The organism is cf. Phormidesmis sp. LEGE 11477 (genome assembly GCF_015207105.1).
Classification (GTDB): domain Bacteria; phylum Cyanobacteriota; class Cyanobacteriia; order Phormidesmidales; family Phormidesmidaceae; genus Phormidesmis.
Map to the genome: position 1 here is coordinate 21,110 of NZ_JADEXO010000022.1, position 17,096 is coordinate 38,205.

Here is a 17,096-nt window from a genome sequence, read left to right on the forward strand (position 1 = left end):
GGAGTCAAAGCGGTGCAGCCTACACAACTCGGAACCGGTAATTCACCGCCTCGTCTGCATCACTACCTTCTAGAGCAAGTAGATACTGCCCACTACCAGGCAGTGTTACCTCGAAGTCGAAACCGAGGTTTCGAGACACAATCGACTGATTTCCGGGACCGTACAGTTTAAAGATGCCACCAAATCGACGACTGCCCAGCTCTTCAAAAGAGAGATTCTGATTGGCTGTTCCTTCAAAGGTAAAGATACGAGTAGCGGTGCCAGGATTCAGCGTTCCTGAAATCGTAGAACCAATTGGCAGTGGCGCAGCGGTTCTAGCATTCAACAACCGGAAGCTGTAGTCGCCAGTCGCAGTACCTGAACCATCTAAGCGCAGCTGGTATTCGCCTGATTCGAGTAGCGTGATCGGCGCTGTGTTGTTTGCAGGTCTGACAAAGCTGAGATTGTTGATGCCACTCGGACTCACTAAGCTTGCAAACAGGCTGAAATTATCACCCCCAAGCCCGTCGAAGAAGATACGCTGACCAGCCGTACCCGTGAAGGTATAGACATCGACTTCGCCACCCTCGCTAATCGTACTGGTGACCGTCTCGCCTAGCGTCAGCGCTGTTGTACTGACGCTAGGCGTACCGATTCGGAAACTGTAGTCGAGTGCTACATCACTGAAGCTTTCTGCGGCTAGGTAGTAGGTGCCTGTGCCCGGCAGGGTGATGTCAATACTGCTGACAAAGTTGACTGCGGTTACCTGCTGGTTGTTGGAACCATAGAGATAGAAGATGCCATTAGATTGCTCGCCCAAGCCTTCGATGAATAGCTGCTGCCCAGCCGTGCCCTCGAACTGGAAGAAGTCTGTGTCTCTGCCAGCCTCTAGCGTGCCGCTAACGACTGTATCGAAGGTAAGGTCGGTGCCCTCTGCCAGGTCGAGTAGCTGGAAGCTGTAGTCGCCAGTCGTGCTACCAGAGCCATCTAAGCGCAGCTGATACTCGCCCGATTCAAGCAGGGAGATGGGGCCTCTGTCGTTATTGACATTGTTAAAGCTGAAGACAGTGACGCCGCTAGTGCTGACTAAACTGGCATCGATAGAAGCGCTACCGCTGATGCCGTCGTAGTAGAGTCTTTGTCCGGCAGTGGCGCTAAAGGTATAGACATCGACTTCGCCGCCCTCGCTAATCGTACTGGTGACCGTCTCGCCTAGCGTCAGCGCTGTTGTACTGACGCTAGGCGTACTGATTTGGAGACTGTAGTCGAGGGCTACGTCACTGAAGCTTTCTGCGGCTAGGTAGTAGGTGCCTGTCCCCGGTAGGGTGATATCAAAACTACTGATGAAGTTAGCTGCGGTTACCTGCTGGTTGTTAGGACCATAGAGATAGAAGATACCGCCAGACTGCTCACCCAAGCCTTCGATGAATAGCTGCTGCCCAGCCGTGCCCTCGAACTGGAAGAAGTCTGTGTCTCTGCCAGCCTCTAGCGTGCTGCTAACAACCGTATTGAATGCCAGATTGGTCGCCTCTGCCAAATCAAGTAGCTGGAAGCTGTAGTCGCCAGTAGTACTGCCAGAGCCATCTAAGCGCAGTTGATACTCGCCTGATTCGAGCAGGGAGATGGGGCCTCTGTCGTTATTGACATTATTAAAGCTGAAGACAACAACGCCGCTAGGACTGACTAAACTCGCATCGATAGAAGTGCTACCGCTGATGCCGTCGTAGTAAAGCCTTTGTCCGGCAGTGGCGCTAAAGGTATAGACATCGACTTCGCCACCCTTGCTAATCGTACTGGTGACCGGGTCACCTAGCGTCAGTACCGTGGTGCTGGCTGTATTGGTGATGATCTGGAAACTGTAATCAAGGGCTACGTCACTGAAGCTTTCTGCGGCTAGGTAGTAGGTGCCTGTCCCCGGTAGAGTGATGTCAAGATTCCCAACGAAGTTCACTGCAGTTACCTGCTGGTTGTTGGAACCATAGAGATAGAAGGTACCGCCGGACTGCTCACCCAAGCCTTCGATGAATAGCTGCTGCCCAGCCGTGCCCTCGAACTGGAAGAAGTCTGTAGCTCTGCCAGCCTCTAACGTGCCGCTAACGACTGTATCGAATGGAAGGTCGGTCGCCTCCGCTAAATCGAGTAGCTGGAAGCCGTAGTCGCCAGTAGTGCTGCCAGAGCCATCTAAGCGCAGCTGATACTCACCTGATTCGAGTAGGGTGATTGGGCCTCTGTCTCTGTTGGCATTGTTAAAGCTGAAGACAGTGACTCCGCTAGGGCTGACTAAACTCGCATCGATAGAGGCAATACCACTGATGCCATCGTAGTAGAGCCTTTGTCCTGCGGTGCCATCGAAAAGGTACGTGTCTACTTCGTCAGCCACTGCGATCGCGCCTTCTGTAAGCGTCCCCAGAGTGAGCGCCTCTCCAACTACGGGTTCTGGTGCTTCGAAGGGTTGTTCTGTGAGTCTAAAGCTAAAGTCGTTAGCTTCGTTAGCAGAGCCTCTAATTGCGACAAAGTAGGTGCCATCTCCAGGTAGGGCGATCGCCTGGTCAAAGCGGGTACTACGAGCAGCAAGCTGTTGATTACCTGACCCGTAGAGATAGAAGGTGCTGCCGTTATCAGTACTCTGTCCGTCGAAGAAGAGTTGCTGTCCAGCTACGCCCTCCAACTGGTACAGAGCAGCTGAGCTACCGGGGTCTAGCGTGCCACTGATGTCAGTATCTAGCACCAAGGTATCGACTGTCGTCAGGTCGGTTAGCTGGAAGCCATAGTCGCCTACGTTGATACCACCGTTCCCGTTGACGATTAGTCGATAGGTACCATTCTCCAACAGATTGATTGATTCCCTATCGCTACTAGTAAAGCTAGTGAAGAAGTTACTAACATTATCGCCGCTAGGACTGATCAGATTGAAGACAAGGCTAGCATCGCTATTGAAACCATCGTAGAAGAGCTTTTGACCAGCGCTACCTTCAAAGGTGTAGACATCGACCTCTCCCGGTTCGCTGATGCTACTAGAAACGGCATTTCCTAAAGTCAGCGCTATTTCTGTTGTATCAGGCGTGCTGAGTCTGAAGCTAAAGTCATTGGCTTCGTTGGCAAAGCCTCTAATAGCAACAGTATACGTACCTTCTCCAGGTAGGGCGATCACCTGGTCTGAGCGGGTACTACGAGCAGTGATTTGTTGATTGCCCGGACCGTAGAGATAGAAAGTGCTGCCATTGTTGGTACTCTGTCCATCGAAGAAGAGCTGCTGCCCGGCCGTGCCTTCAAACTGGTACAAGGCTGCTGAACTACCGGGGTCCAGGGTGCCACTCACGTCAGTGTCTAGCTGTAGGACTTCGACTGTCGCCAAGTCAGCCAGCTGGAAACCGTAGTCGCCTGTGTTACTACCGCCATTGTCGTTGACAATCAGTTGATAGGTACCATTCTCTAACAGGTTGATTGATTCTCTATCATTGCCAGTCGAGCTAGAAAAGAAGTTAATGACATTCTCGCCGCTAGGACTGAGCAGCCTAAAGAATAAGCTGGCATCGCTATTAAAGCCGTCGTAGAAAAGTTGTTGACCAGCGCTGCCTTCGAAGGTGTAGACATCAACTTCGCCCGGTTCGCTGATGCTGCCAGAAACGGTATCTCCCAGAGTTAGCGCTGTTTCTGTTGTATCAGGCGTGCTGAGTCTGAAGCTAAAGTCATTGGCTTCAGTAGCAAAGCCTCTAATTGCAACAGTATAGGTACCCGCTCCGGGTAGCTCGATCGCCTGGTCTGAAAGGGTACTGCGAGCGGCAAGCTGCTGGTTGCCTGGACCGTAGAGATAGAAGGTGCTGCTATTGTCAGTACTCTGCCCATCGAAGAAGAGCTGTTGGCCTTTGGTTCCTTCAAACTGGTACAAGGCGGCTGAACTACCAGGATCTAGGGTGCCAGTAATGTCAGTGTCTAGCTGTAAGGCTGTGACTGTCGAGAGGTCAGTCAGCTGGAAGCCATAGTCGCCTGTGTTGATACCACCATTCCCGCTGACTACCAGTTGATAGGTGCCATCTTCTAGCAAGTTGATCGATTCTCTATCGCTGTTAGTAAAGCTAGTGAAGAAGTTGCTAACGTTATCGCCACTAGGAGTGAGCAGCCTAAAGACAAGGCTAGCATCGCTATTGAAACCATCGTAGAAGAGCTGTTGACCAGCGCTACCCTCAAAGGTGTAGACATCGACCTCGCCTGGTTCGCTGATGCTACTAGAAACGGCATCTCCCAAAGTCAGCGCTGTTTCTGTTGTATCGGGCGTGCTGAGTCTAAAGCTGAAATTGTGTGATTCGTTAGCAAAGCCTCTGATGGCAACAGTATAGGTACCTTCTCCAGGTAGCTCAATCGCTTGGTCTGAGCGGGTAGCGCGAGCGATAATTTGTTGATTACCTGGCCCATAGAGATAGAAAGTGCTGCCGCTGTCGGCACTTTGGCCATCGAAGAATAGCTGCTGTCCAGCGATGCCTTCAAACTGGTATAGAGCGGCCGAGCTACCGGGGTCTAGGGTACCGTTCACGTCAGTATCTAGCGTCAAGGTGTCAGCCGTTGTGAGATCGAAGACTCGGAAACTATAGTCGCCAGTTGTGTTACCGCTGCCAGTGATAACCCACTGATAGGTTCCGCTCTCTAGCAAGCTGATAGGGTTGCTGTCGCTAGCAGTAGAGAGACTGCTGACACTAGCTCCACTAGGACTGAGCAAACGTGCATTAATCCCGAAGGTACTGTCTGTTCCATCGAAGAATATTCGCTGTCCGGCGGTGCCTGTAAAGGTGAAGATCTGGTCTTCACCGGGTTCGAAGATAGCGTCTTCAATGAGTTCACCAAAGGTGAGAGGGTCACTGACAGAGCGCTTGGTGAAGGCGAGGGTGAAGGCTTCGGTGCGGTTGTTGCCAGCGCGATCACTAATCACAGCCGGGGCAATCCGCAACTCATAATTTCCGGCCGTAAAGATGTCTTCTGACGGTGCGGTGATAAATAATGTCCGGCCAGATTCGCTGAGCTGGTAGTTTGAAAGGGTAATTTCGCTATCATCACCGCCACCAGCGGTGCCGTCTTCTCCCAAGTTGCGTAGTTTGATGCCGCTTTCGGTCAGCAGATCTGGGTCAATCGGTTCATTAAAGCGCACAGAGAATCCAGAAATTGCCCGGCGACGAGTGCCTTCTGATGGCGAAGTGCTGGTGATTTCTGGCGCAAATGTGTCAGGAACTAGATCAACTGTCAGTACATTAGAAAGAGCGCTGTTACCGCCCGTATCAGTAGCGCGAACCTGAATGTCTACGCTAGTCCCTAGAGGGGAATTGCTAAGGGCAACAGCATTCAAATCGAAGGGGAACGAAACATCGTTACTGACTACCTCTCCGTCGATTAGCAGTTCCACATTGCGGACCTGAACGTCGTCGGTGACATCAACCTGAATGGGTACCGAAGCACCTTCTAGCACCTGAATACCAGCCTGACTAGAATCTACATCGGCTGCGCTGCTAATAGAAACGGTGGGTGCTTGTCCCTGACTGTCGAAAGGCAGATAGTTGATTACCTTGAGATCGCCCGACCCATCAGCAACATAGGCGATGCCAGAGGCAATAGCGATATCATAAGTAGTGCCATCCGTGTCGATTTGAGTGAAGAGTGCGTCGGTATCGGTAGGGTCACTCAAACTGTAGATACCCACGCCCTGATTTTCAGCAGCGACTAGTCCTAGGCCAGAGCCATTTAGGGCGATATCGCGAGCGGTAAAGAAGCTATCAGCATCGCCGATCAGCGATAGGTCTGTCGGATCGGAGACATCTACAGTGCGTAGCCCGCTGCCTGCAATGTAGGCAACGCCGTTACCCACAGAAATGCCAACCGAAGAGGAGGCGACTGAGACATTGATTTCGTCCAGAACACTAGCCGTTCCAGGATTGTTGATATCGATAGCGGAGAGCGTATCCGAGCCGCTGAGATAGGTATAAAGCGTAGAGCCTTCAACTGCGATATCAGAGACAAACCCTGAGCCAGATAGTTCAATCGGTTCGAGTTCCTCACCCGAGAAAACATCCAGCATTTTGACGGAGTTGCCTACAGAAGCGTAGATAATTCCGTCTGAGATCTCGACCTGATTGACTGCTAGATCGACTGTTTTGATCAGTGTCGGCGTCATCGAATCAGAGATATCGACCAGATGCAAACCACCACTCTGTCCAGCGACAGCGGCGATATTGACATCGCTATCGACAGCAACATCGATATTGTCACCTGCCAGATTGATTTGGCCCTGTACAATTGGACTGTTGAACTGCGAAGCGTCAATAATAGCCAGACCATGAGAGCCAGTGGCTACATAAGCAGTCTGACCCTCGATAGAATTTGTAGCGCCTTCTACTACAACCTCTCTTGCTTCTCCACTGAGAGGGAGATTGGCTATAATCCCGGTTAGGAAACCTTGACCACCTAGTGGATCAAGTCCCTGCTCAATCTCTGCAAAATCAGAGATACCATCAGAATCGGTGTCTGTATCATTGATTGATGTTCCCAGCACAAATTCTGCGACATCTGGTAGTTTGTCGCCATCAGTGTCTGGTGACGAAGACTCTCCTATTACTACTTTAGGTAAGTTGAAGCTTGATACATTATCAGGTGTTGAAAATTTAGCAGAACCGTACTTCAAAGTTTGAGAATTGAAGAAAGATACAACGTACTCACTGTCTTGGGACAAAACTAATTCATCTATGGTCCCATCTTTCTTCGTTTTACCTCTTTGAACGAATCCAGTATTGACATCAGCTACAGAAAAGTAATGCTCACTATCTTGAGTAACCAGATTACTAGACGAATAACGTGCGCCTGTTTCTGACAGAACTTCTGTTCTATCATTGATGCCGTCACCATCTGTATCGATATTAGTAGGAAGTGTACCAAGCAGCACTTCTGCTAGATCAACCAACCCATCTTTATCTAAATCAGACTCTAAACCGTTCGCTGCGTTTGGATCGAGTCCAACAAGTTGTTCATAAGAATCAACGATCAAATCACCGTCTGTATCGATATCAGTAATCGCAAATTGGCCAATACCTACGTCATCTCCATTTCGAACAAGAATATATAGAGATGGTGTTAGCGCTTCAATCGGGCTAGGAGTCCCTAATATCGACATCAAGCCCTCTTCTGTCACCTCGACGGTTTCGTCTCCCACTATCGCAAAATATTGAGTCCCTGTATCCGAAGAAGTAAGATTGGTGACTGTCCCATCTCCGTTCTGTTTAGTAACATTGAGTTGAAGCGTACTGCCTACCGGTGTAAAGAAAAGATCTTCGGCGCTTACGTCAAGCGTTGTAATTGAATCGATATCAGTAGAATAGAGATCTTCTCTAGTAAGTTTAGAGGGTAAGTTTTGAAGTTCATCGCTCAAAGAACTTGTTGTAAGATTGCTTGTTCCTAATTGACTAAATGGCGCGATTGTGCTTTCACTAAAATTACTACCTATAGACCTGAAGAGATCGCGACCAAAGTCCAAGACGCTATCGACAGCTTGAACAAACTCGCGAAGTACAATGGCAGATGGTGGAACGATAGTTTGAGCTACCTTACCTGCCCAAGAAGAAATTTCACCATCTGCAACTAAGTCATCAAAGCACGGAACTATACCTTGCTCAAAAAACATGTTGTGCGTTTCGTCATCTAGCTGATCTGCGTGAGCGAAGAAACTAGGCAGAAGTTCATAGGGAAAATGACGTCCGAATCCACCTAGAACTGCAGAGATATCCCCTAGTCTTATGATATCTGTATCGCCTATCTCTAACGCCCAGTTAGGTAATCGCTCAATTATCTTGTCTGAATAAGCTGGGATAGGAGTACCAGCTAACAATGCGTTAGGCAAGGTATCCCTAAAGTCAAAGTTCTTAACGCTGTTAGCCACATCCTGGAGCACTTCTTTGACAAATCCGCTACCCCATGTGTCCTCATTGTCGCAGGCCGCTTGTGCTATGCAAGCAAGTTGATGCGCTAAAGCCGCGCCTGCTGTCCCGATCTTAGACTGATAATCATTATTGAGAATCTCTTTAATATCTTCGTAGTCGAGTTCTGGTTCTGGTTCGCTAGGTGGTTCACTATTTGCAGGAACGCCAGGTGCTACACCATGCCAACCAGGTGCTTGAATACCCACCCCTTCATCAGAGGTGATAGTTTTCCCATCTTCGCTGACCGTTCCGGTTCCGATTACCTCCCACTTAGCCGCATCATGATTAAACGACCAAATTAAACTCTTCTCGCCTGGTGCGAGGCCATCAAGATTAGGGAAAGTAACAGGTGCAGGTACATCAAAGTTAGTAGCACCCCCTTCCACTTCTCTATTGAAGCCGTTGTCCCCACCCGCCTGAATCGAAATCACTAGAGGCAGGTCTAATCCGGGCGGTAGCGGAGCAGGCAGGCGGTCAGAATTAACCGGCACAATAGTAGCCTGAGTAGCCACATTCCCTTGCTCATCTTGAGCGGAGCCAGCAATGAAAGTTACTTGAGTGCGTTCCCAAATCTCTGGATCGACGTCTGGAAACTGTTCTGCCAAGAATGTCTGAGCGCTAGAGCCAAAGCCAACAGCAGTATCTTCAGTAGGAGAGAGTTCAACGATATCGTCGCCTGACATCAGCGGTAGGTAGATATCAAAGTCTTCTCCGTCCATAAACAGACGAGTAGGCTGTCCCGGAACGCTATGGAAGGCTTTACCTAAGCTGGCATACTGGCTTCCCTCGGGAACGTCAGCGACCTCCGAAGCATCAATGTAGACGTGAAACTCTGGCGCTGGCACATCTTCTAAAATGAAGTAGCCGTTCTCATCGGTAACCGCAGTCAGTTCCGGTAGGGCATCTACTCGAATTATTACCCCTTCTAGAGGAATATTCGATCCGTCTGAATTTCTGTTGTAAGAATCGTAAACAAAGCCAAAAACATCCGTATCAGGAATTCGCGTGATGGGCAGCGTAGTGAAGTCCGCTGTTACCTTTCCGCCCGGTATGCCGTCGCTGTCAGCGTCTAGAGCAGTCCCGTCTCGTCCAATAATTTTATCGCCGTCAACGATAATCCTGACTTCTGCACTTGGATTCCAAGATTCACTCGGGAAGAAAGTGGCAAACTTCTCAGTACTACTGACCACCAATCGGCCTGCTACTTCTGCACCTAGCGAAACAAATTTTATCGATTCGCTAGTAACAGTTGCCGGGTCAACGCGCTTAGAAAAGCGGACAATAGCCTCTCTTGTCAGGGTGACCATTTCAGAGCCATTAGCAGGCGAAATTTCGGTAATAGTAGTGGTCAGCGGTGTGACAGGTTCGATGACATCGGAATTGATGCTGTAGCCAAGGCGGTTAATAGCAGCGATCGCATCGGTAGGCGTAATCGCCCCATTCCCATCAAAATCAGCCCTGGCATTGCTCTCATCAACCGACTGCCCTAGCCGGTTAATCGCAAAAATCGCATCGGTCGGCGTGACCTGGCCATTGCCATCAATATCCCAAGGGAAGTAGGTGATATCGTCTTGGTCTTTCCCTTTGCCCTGATTCTGGTTGTTGGTTTCGTTGCTCTCGGCGATCGCACCCTTTGCATCTACTACCAGACCCAAAAAGTCTTTGTTCAAAGACACATAGTCGGCGCCCTCTCCTGTGGCATCTTCGGCTAGTGCATTCGCGTTTAGAGTCCCTAAAGGCAGTTGAACGTCTATTGTCTGGCTCAGTACCTGGCCAACAGATAGCGTTGATATCGTCACCGTGGCGACCACCTGGTCATCGTCATTGCCGAAGACATCGTCATTAGAATAGACAATATCAACTTCAAACTCGCTAGCATCTGCCGTACCTTGGTTCTGTAGGATAAAGGTGGCGGTGGTGCTACCAGTGAGTACGTGGTCAATGGTGGCATCAAATGCGATCGCGACTAGATCCGCGCCAGACTCTGCTGCGTTTAGGGCCAATCCGGTGAGGCGATCGCTACCAGAACTCTGCCTCTCTAAGCCTGTGACAGTAGTATCTTCAGCGGAAATAGCTTCAGCAAGAATATCTTCAGAAAAAACATCTTGAGAGAGCTGTGGCGAAACTGTTCCAACAGAAGCAGAAGATGTAGAAACTGGACCCAATCCAGGAAGAAAAGGATCTGGAGTCGTAAGAGCGATCGCATTCTCTTCAGGCGTTAACAATGGACCTGCTTGTCCTAGGAAATCAGTATTAGAAGCCATAGCTCAGTAAGGAATTATACGTAACAACAAATTTAGAAATTGATCAAATTCCAGCAGTGTAGAGGAAGTCTCTTAAGAACTAGAGACTCAAAGTTAGAACATACGAAGGACGAAGCGAACAGCATTCCAATGTCAGCTTTGACAAGCTAAAACCAGCTTGCTGACATTCGAAATTACTATCCATTTGTTTAAAGCTTCAGCCGTCAATAACACGCTGAACAGCTCAAGTGAAATAACGCGGATTGAGCTCGATCTTAGAAGTTTTTACCCAAATCACCTTTCTATAGATACGATGCAACAGGAGCTGTATCTACCTATTACTAGAGCTTAGAAATCCAGCTCTACAGTGAGTATCTTACAAATCTGCCCCGAGTATTTAGATAGATATTTTCTTTCTATCAAAGACGCATGATTAGTATACATTGACCGTAAAATCCCAAAAGTGTTATTTACAAAAGTCAACTAGAACAATTCACATACGGAGGCTAGAAGTAGTTAATGCACAGAAGTGACAGTCTTCCTCGTGCCGCGCGGTAGAGACTTCCCCGGTAGTTTAAAACAACGAACATTCCACACCTTTGAGGTGTTGGAATGTTCGAGTCTGATCGAATAGCTAAGAACAATCAGTTTAGATCATGAGATCTTACAGTCGCTAGGGCGCTCTTCACAGAGCTTTTCGTCTTTATAGATACACACTAGAAGGATACAAATTGACGGCTGTTCAAGCTAGAAGTATCTACGCCAGTGAGAGTAGCTAGGACTTCGTTTGTATCAGTAGCAATGATGTCGTTACCAACAAAAGAAAGATCGCCTATACCCAGTCCGTTCGCTAATCCAATCAGATCTTGACCGCTAAAGTCAGTGATAGTATTTGTTCCATCGCCAAGGGCTAAGACAAATGTATCTTTTCCCTTGCCGCCAGTGAGAATGTCATCGCCCTTGCCACCAATCAGCGTATCTTTGCCAATCCCACCGAAGAGCATATCTCTTCCCTTGCCGCCAATTAGCGTATCTTTGCCGTTGCCGCCGTCGAGGAAGTCGTCACCGTCACCACCATCGAGAGTGTCAAAACCTTGCTCTCCGAAGAGCGTATCTTTCCCTGGGCCCCCGATTAGGCGATCGCCATCATCTCCACCAAAGATTGTATCTTTGCCAATCCCACCGAAGAGCGTATCTCTTCCCTTGCCGCCAATTAGCGTATCTTTGCCGTTGCCGCCGTCAAGGAAGTCGTCACCGTCACCACCATCGAGAGTGTCAAAACCTTGCTCTCCGAAGAGCGTATCTTTCCCTGGGCCCCCGATTAGGCGATCGCCATCATCTCCACCAAAGATTGTATCTTTGCCGTTGCCGCCATCGAGGAAGTCATTACCACCTAGACCGAAGAGAGTGTTTTCCTCATCGCCGGTGATGAGAGTATCGTCATCATCGGTACCGATCAAAGTCCCTTTCGGCACATCATCGACATCAACGTTCAGTGTGACCGTTCCAGTATCGGTGAGTTCACCATCGCTGACAGTGTAGGTGAAGCTATCATTGCCGCTAAATCCTGGGTTAGGTGTATAGGTCACCATGCCACCATCGAGCACACTGACACTGCCATTAGCAGGATTCGACAACATTTCAACGCTTAAGTCATCACCATCAATATCGAGATCATTGCTGAGAACATTGATATTAACCGCACTACCTACTGTAGTATTGCCACTGTCATCAACCGCGATGGGAGCGTCGTTCGCCGCCTCAACCGCCAGATCCACCGTGCCGACAACATTTTCTCCGCCATCGTTTACGCCATCGCTGACGATATAAGTAAAACTGTCGCTGCCGTTAGAGTTGGCATCAGGGGTGTACTCAAAGCTACCGTCTGTATTGACAATCACTGTCCCATTTGCTGGTCCATCAGCCAGCACCGCGCTTAGAGTATCACCATCAATGTCAATATCGTTAGATAGTACATTGCCAACGATCTTTGTATCTTCTATACCGTTAGCGCTATCGGAAACTGCTGTGGGTGGAGTGTTTATCGGTTCTACTGGCTGTACAGTGACATTCACCGTCCCCGTATCGCTGAGTTCGCCATCGCTGACAAGATAGGTAAAACTGTCGCTGCCGCTAAAGCCTGCGTCTGGCGTATATTCAAAACTGCCATCAGCGTTCACAACAACGCTGCCATTGTCTGGCCCCGTTGACAGAGTCGCAGTTAAACCGTCGCTATCAATGTCTGTATCGTTGCTGAGCACGTCAACAATAACAGATTCATTTTCGAGCGTAGTCCCTGAATCATCGGTGGCAACTGGCGCATCATTGACAGGCGTCACGCTCAGGCTAACAGTAGCCGTATCGCTTAGTTCGCCATCGCTGGCGGTATAAGTGAAGCTGTCACTGCCGTTAAAGTTCGCGTCAGGCGTATATTCAAAGCTACCGTCGGCATTGAGGATAACAGTGCCGTTAGTCGGATCGGTTGCTAGCTCGGCGCTGAGGTCATCGCCATCTAGGTCAGTATCATTACCCAACACATTGCCTTCAATCAATGTGTCTTCCGTCCCGATAAACTCATCATCAACAGCGTCTGGTGCTTTATTGATTGCACCAACTGAAACGGTTACTGTACCCACGTCAGTTAGCTCGCCATCGCTGACGGCGTAAGTGAAGCTGTCGTTACCACTAAAGCCAACGTTAGGCGTATATTCAACGGTCCCCCCTGCTGTCACAACAGCGCTACCATTGGCAGCATTACTCAGTGTGCTAATGCTCAGGGTATCACCGTCAATGTCTGTGTCATTGCCGAGCACATCAATCTCGATCGCTTCGCTTTCTAAGGTGTTGCCGCTATCGTTGATGGCAACTGGTGCGTCATTGACCGCCTCAATGTTGACAATTACGCTGCCCTCAACACTCGCTTCGCCATCGCTCAAGGTGTAGGTGAAGCTATCGCTGCCATTGAAGTTCGCACTAGGTGTATATTCAAAGCTGCCATCAGTATTAGTCTCCACGCTGCCGTTCGTGGGGCCTTCTGCTAGCGTCGCGCTCAGCGTATCGCCATCGAGATCTGTATCGTTGCTAAGTACATCGATTGCGACAGATTCATCTTCTGTTGTATTACCGCTATCCTCAACGGCGATCGGGACGTCGTTAATCGGGTCTACCGTGATATTGACCGTGCCTGTATCGCTGAGTTCGCCATCGCTGACAGTATAGGTAAAGCTGTCGCTGCCGTTGAAGTTGGCGGTAGGCGTATACTCAAAACTGCCATCAGCGTTAAATGTCACGGTCCCGTCGGTTGGCTCAGTAGCAAGCTCTGCGCTGAGATCGTCACCATCCAAATCAGTGTCGTTCCCCAACACGTTTCCGCTAATGGGGGTGTCTTCGCTGCCGCTGAACTCATCATCAGTTGCAGTTGGTATCTTGTTGACCGCACCGACTGCAACTGTGACTGTACCGACGTCAGAGAGTTCGCCATCACTAACGGTATAAGTAAAGCTATCATTTCCGCTGAAGCCTGCATTCGGCGTGTATTCAACACTGCCATCGGCTTGTTGGACAACGCTGCCGTTAGAAGCATCACCTAGCGTACTAATGCTCAGATCGTCACCATCAATATCGGTGTCATTGCCGAGCACATCGATCTCGATTGCTTCGCCTTCTAGGGTGTTGCCGCTATCACCTGTTGCTACAGGCGCATCGTTTACAGCCTCAACAGCTACAGTCACGCTGCCTGTGTCGCTAAGTTCACCATCGGTGACAGTGTAGGTAAAGCTGTCGGTCCCGTTGAAATTAGTATCGGGAGTGTAGTCAAAGCTGCCATCTGCGTTAGCAGTGACACTACCATTAGCTGGATCAGACAGCAGTGACGCTGTTAGAGAAGCACTATCCACATCGCTGTCGTTACTGAGTACATCAATAGTCAGCGATTCGTCTTCTAAAACAGTCCCAGCATCATTAGTTGCCTCAGGCGCGTCATTCACTGGATCTACTGTTATCTCTACAGTGCCAGTATTATTGAGCTCTCCATCACTAACACTATAAGTAAAGCTATCGCTGCCGCTGAAGTTAGTACCAGGTGTGTATTCAAAGCTGCCATCTTCTTTAATATTGACTATTCCGTTTCCGGGTTCTGTTGCCAGTGAGACTGTGAGCGCATCATCCTCAGTATCAGTGTCATTGTCCAGCACATTGCCCACAATCAAAGTATCTTCATCGCCAGTAGCAACGTCTCCAACTGCAACCGGTGCATCATTTGCAGCGTTGATGCTTAGCGTGACCGTGCCAGTATCAGTCAGCGCTCCATCGCTGACAGTATACGTAAAGCTATCGCTGCCGTTGAAATTGCCATCTGGCGTATAGCTAAAGCTACCGTCAGGGCTAACAACAACGCTGCCGTTCTCAGGGCCGTCAAGCAAACTAGCCGTCAGATCTTCCGCTTCATTGTCAACGTCGGTGTCGTTGTTCAACACATTGCCCGTAATTACGGCGTCTTCATCGCCGCTGAAGTCATCGTTGTTGGCAACTGGTGCGTCGTTGAGAGCACCCACAGAAACAGCAACAGTCGCCGCTTCGCTAATACCGCCATTGCCATCGTTGATAGTGTAGGTGAAGCTGTCGTTGCCGCTAAAGCCTGCATCAGGTGTGTAGGTGAGTGTGCCATCACCGTTGATAGTGACCTCACCGTTGGCAGCAGCGCCTACAGTCTCGAAACTTAGCGTATCGCCTTCAATGTCACTATCATTATCTAGCACATCAATTACAACAGCAGTATCTTCGATAGTGCTGCTACTATCTCCTACGGCAACCGGCGCATCATTCACCGCGTCGACGCTCAGCGTGACCGTACCGGTATCGGTAAGCGCTCCATCGCTAACGATGTAGGTAAAGCTATCTTCACCGTTGAAGTTGGTATTTGGCGTGTAGCTAAAGCTGCCGTCTGGATTAACCAAAACGCTGCCGTTCTCAGGACCATCGAGCAAGCTAGCTGTCAGTTCTTCCGCTTCATTATCAGCATCGGTGTCATTGTTCAACACATTGCCCGTAATCACGGTGTCTTCGTTACCGCTGAAGTCATCGTCACTGCTAACTGGAGCATCGTTGACTGCGCCGACAGAAATAGAAATAGTAGCTGCTTCGCTGATACCGCCGTTGCCATCGTTGATGGTGTAAGTAAAGCTGTCATTACCACTAAATCCTGCATTAGGCGTGTAGGTAAGTGTGCCATCACTATTGATGTTGACTTCACCGTTAGCAGCAGCGCCTACGCTTTCAATACTGAGCGTATCGCTCTCAACATCGCTAGCACTATCTAGCACGTTAATGACAACAGCAGTGCCTTCGGTCGTGCTGCCGCTGTCATCGACTGCAACGGGTACATCGTTGACGGCATCAACGCTCAGCGTGACCGTGCTGGTATCGGTGAGCGTCCCATCGCTAACGGTGTAGGTGAAGCTATCGCTGCCGTTGAAGTTAGCATCTGGCGTGTAGCTAAAGCTGCCATCTGGGTTGACCACAACGTCGCCGTTGGTAGCATCCTCAAGCAAGCTTGCTGTTAGCTCTGAACTTTCATTATCGATATCGGTGTCATTGGCTAACACGTTGCCGCTAATAGCGGTATCCTCATCGACATCAAAGGTATCGCTAATGGCAACTGGGCCATCGTTGACTGGGTCTACCGTAATATCAACAGTGCCTATGTCACTGAGTTCGCCATCGCTAACGGTATAAGTAAAGCTGTCGCTGCCGCTAAAGTTGGCAGCAGGTGTGTAGGTAAAGCTGCCGTCTGGATCAACAACAACGTCACCGTTTGCAGGCGTATCTAGCAAGCTGGCTATCAGATCTGCGGCTTCGCTATCGGCATCGGTATCGTTGTCTAGGACGTTGCCTGCAATGACCGTGTCCTCATCACCGTTAAAGGCATCGTTATTAGCAACTGGCGCATCGCTGGAATCGCCCTGTATTGCAAGATTTAAGCTGCCGTACAGGGTTTGATTTCTCTGGTCGGTATCTAGACCAACAATCGTAGTTTGCGACCCGATATCTTCTCCAGGGTTAGTGGTGATGGTTACTTCACCAGCCTTCAAAACTTTGAAGGTAACAGTAAAGATAACTCCAGTAGGAGAAGGGTCAAAGGAAAACGGGTTTCTTGTAGAACCGGCTTCGTTGATTAGACCAGCAGCGTTGTCAATAGTGCCAGTTGTCGCGACGCGATCGCTGGAATAAGTTATATTCTCGGCACTTAGAATTTCAGGGTCAAATTTAACATCAGTATAAGCTGAGAAGACAAACGGTCCTGGAGTTTCACGAACGTCCTTTGCTGTAAAAGTAACGTCAAATTCTTCGCCTACTTCTAGACCGTCTACGCCGTCTCGATCGACTAGACCCAATATAATCTCAACAGAATCCATGAATTAATTCCTTGGCTTAAAATAACTTTGAAAGTTGATGAAAGTAGACCAACTCTCAGCTACATAGCTGGTATGAAGGTCTAAAAATATACCTGCCAGTCTCTCTTCATCTTTCTCTATGGCGGGTTGCGAAGAGAAAAACTGCAAAGTTGAATAGAACTGTATGACTGCACAAAATTCTCTGGCAGCTTCTAACCGATGCCTAGACCACTGTAGAGGCATCTAGTTACTACCCACCCAGAACTCTTCGTACAGAAAGCTAAGGAAATGAACCAGATACTCTAATTAAAATGTGTTAGGTAGTTTGTTTAACTCGGATGCATAGATCTGTTTAAATAGTCACCTTCAAATAATCTCGCAATATGTTTCAACAACTAAGACGCATCTAGACGCATCTCACGAACACCCACCGACTGAGAGAAAAATTTCTCCAGGAAGTATAGTAAACCAAAGGAACCAACAAAAAGTGGTAGACATATCAAAAACTATCGATTCTTTATCAATTCTTC

Annotated in this window: 2 protein-coding genes; both read right to left on the reverse strand. The window is 49.0% G+C overall.

Translation table 11 applies throughout. The features are described 5' to 3' along the window. Positions 1 to 19 precede the first annotated feature (19 nt). Entirely contained in the window at positions 20 to 10,195 is a 10,176-nt protein-coding gene (locus IQ256_RS08985) for an Ig-like domain-containing protein (RefSeq protein ID WP_193855199.1), read from the reverse strand. Positions 10,196 to 10,890: 695 nt separating this feature from the next. Beyond that, positions 10,891 to 16,587: an S-layer family protein gene (locus tag IQ256_RS08990; protein ID WP_193855200.1), complete on the reverse strand. Its 5,697-nt coding sequence runs from the start codon at positions 16,585 to 16,587 to the stop codon at positions 10,891 to 10,893. Positions 16,588 to 17,096: the final 509 nt, after the last annotated feature.

Bases quoted from the DNA above. Each gene is read 5' to 3' on its own strand.
- IQ256_RS08985 (WP_193855199.1), bottom strand. From the start codon at position 10,195: ATGGCTTCTAATACTGATTTCCTAGGACAAGCAGGTCCATTGTTAACG.
- IQ256_RS08990 (WP_193855200.1), bottom strand. From the start codon at position 16,587: ATGGATTCTGTTGAGATTATATTGGGTCTAGTCGATCGAGACGGCGTA.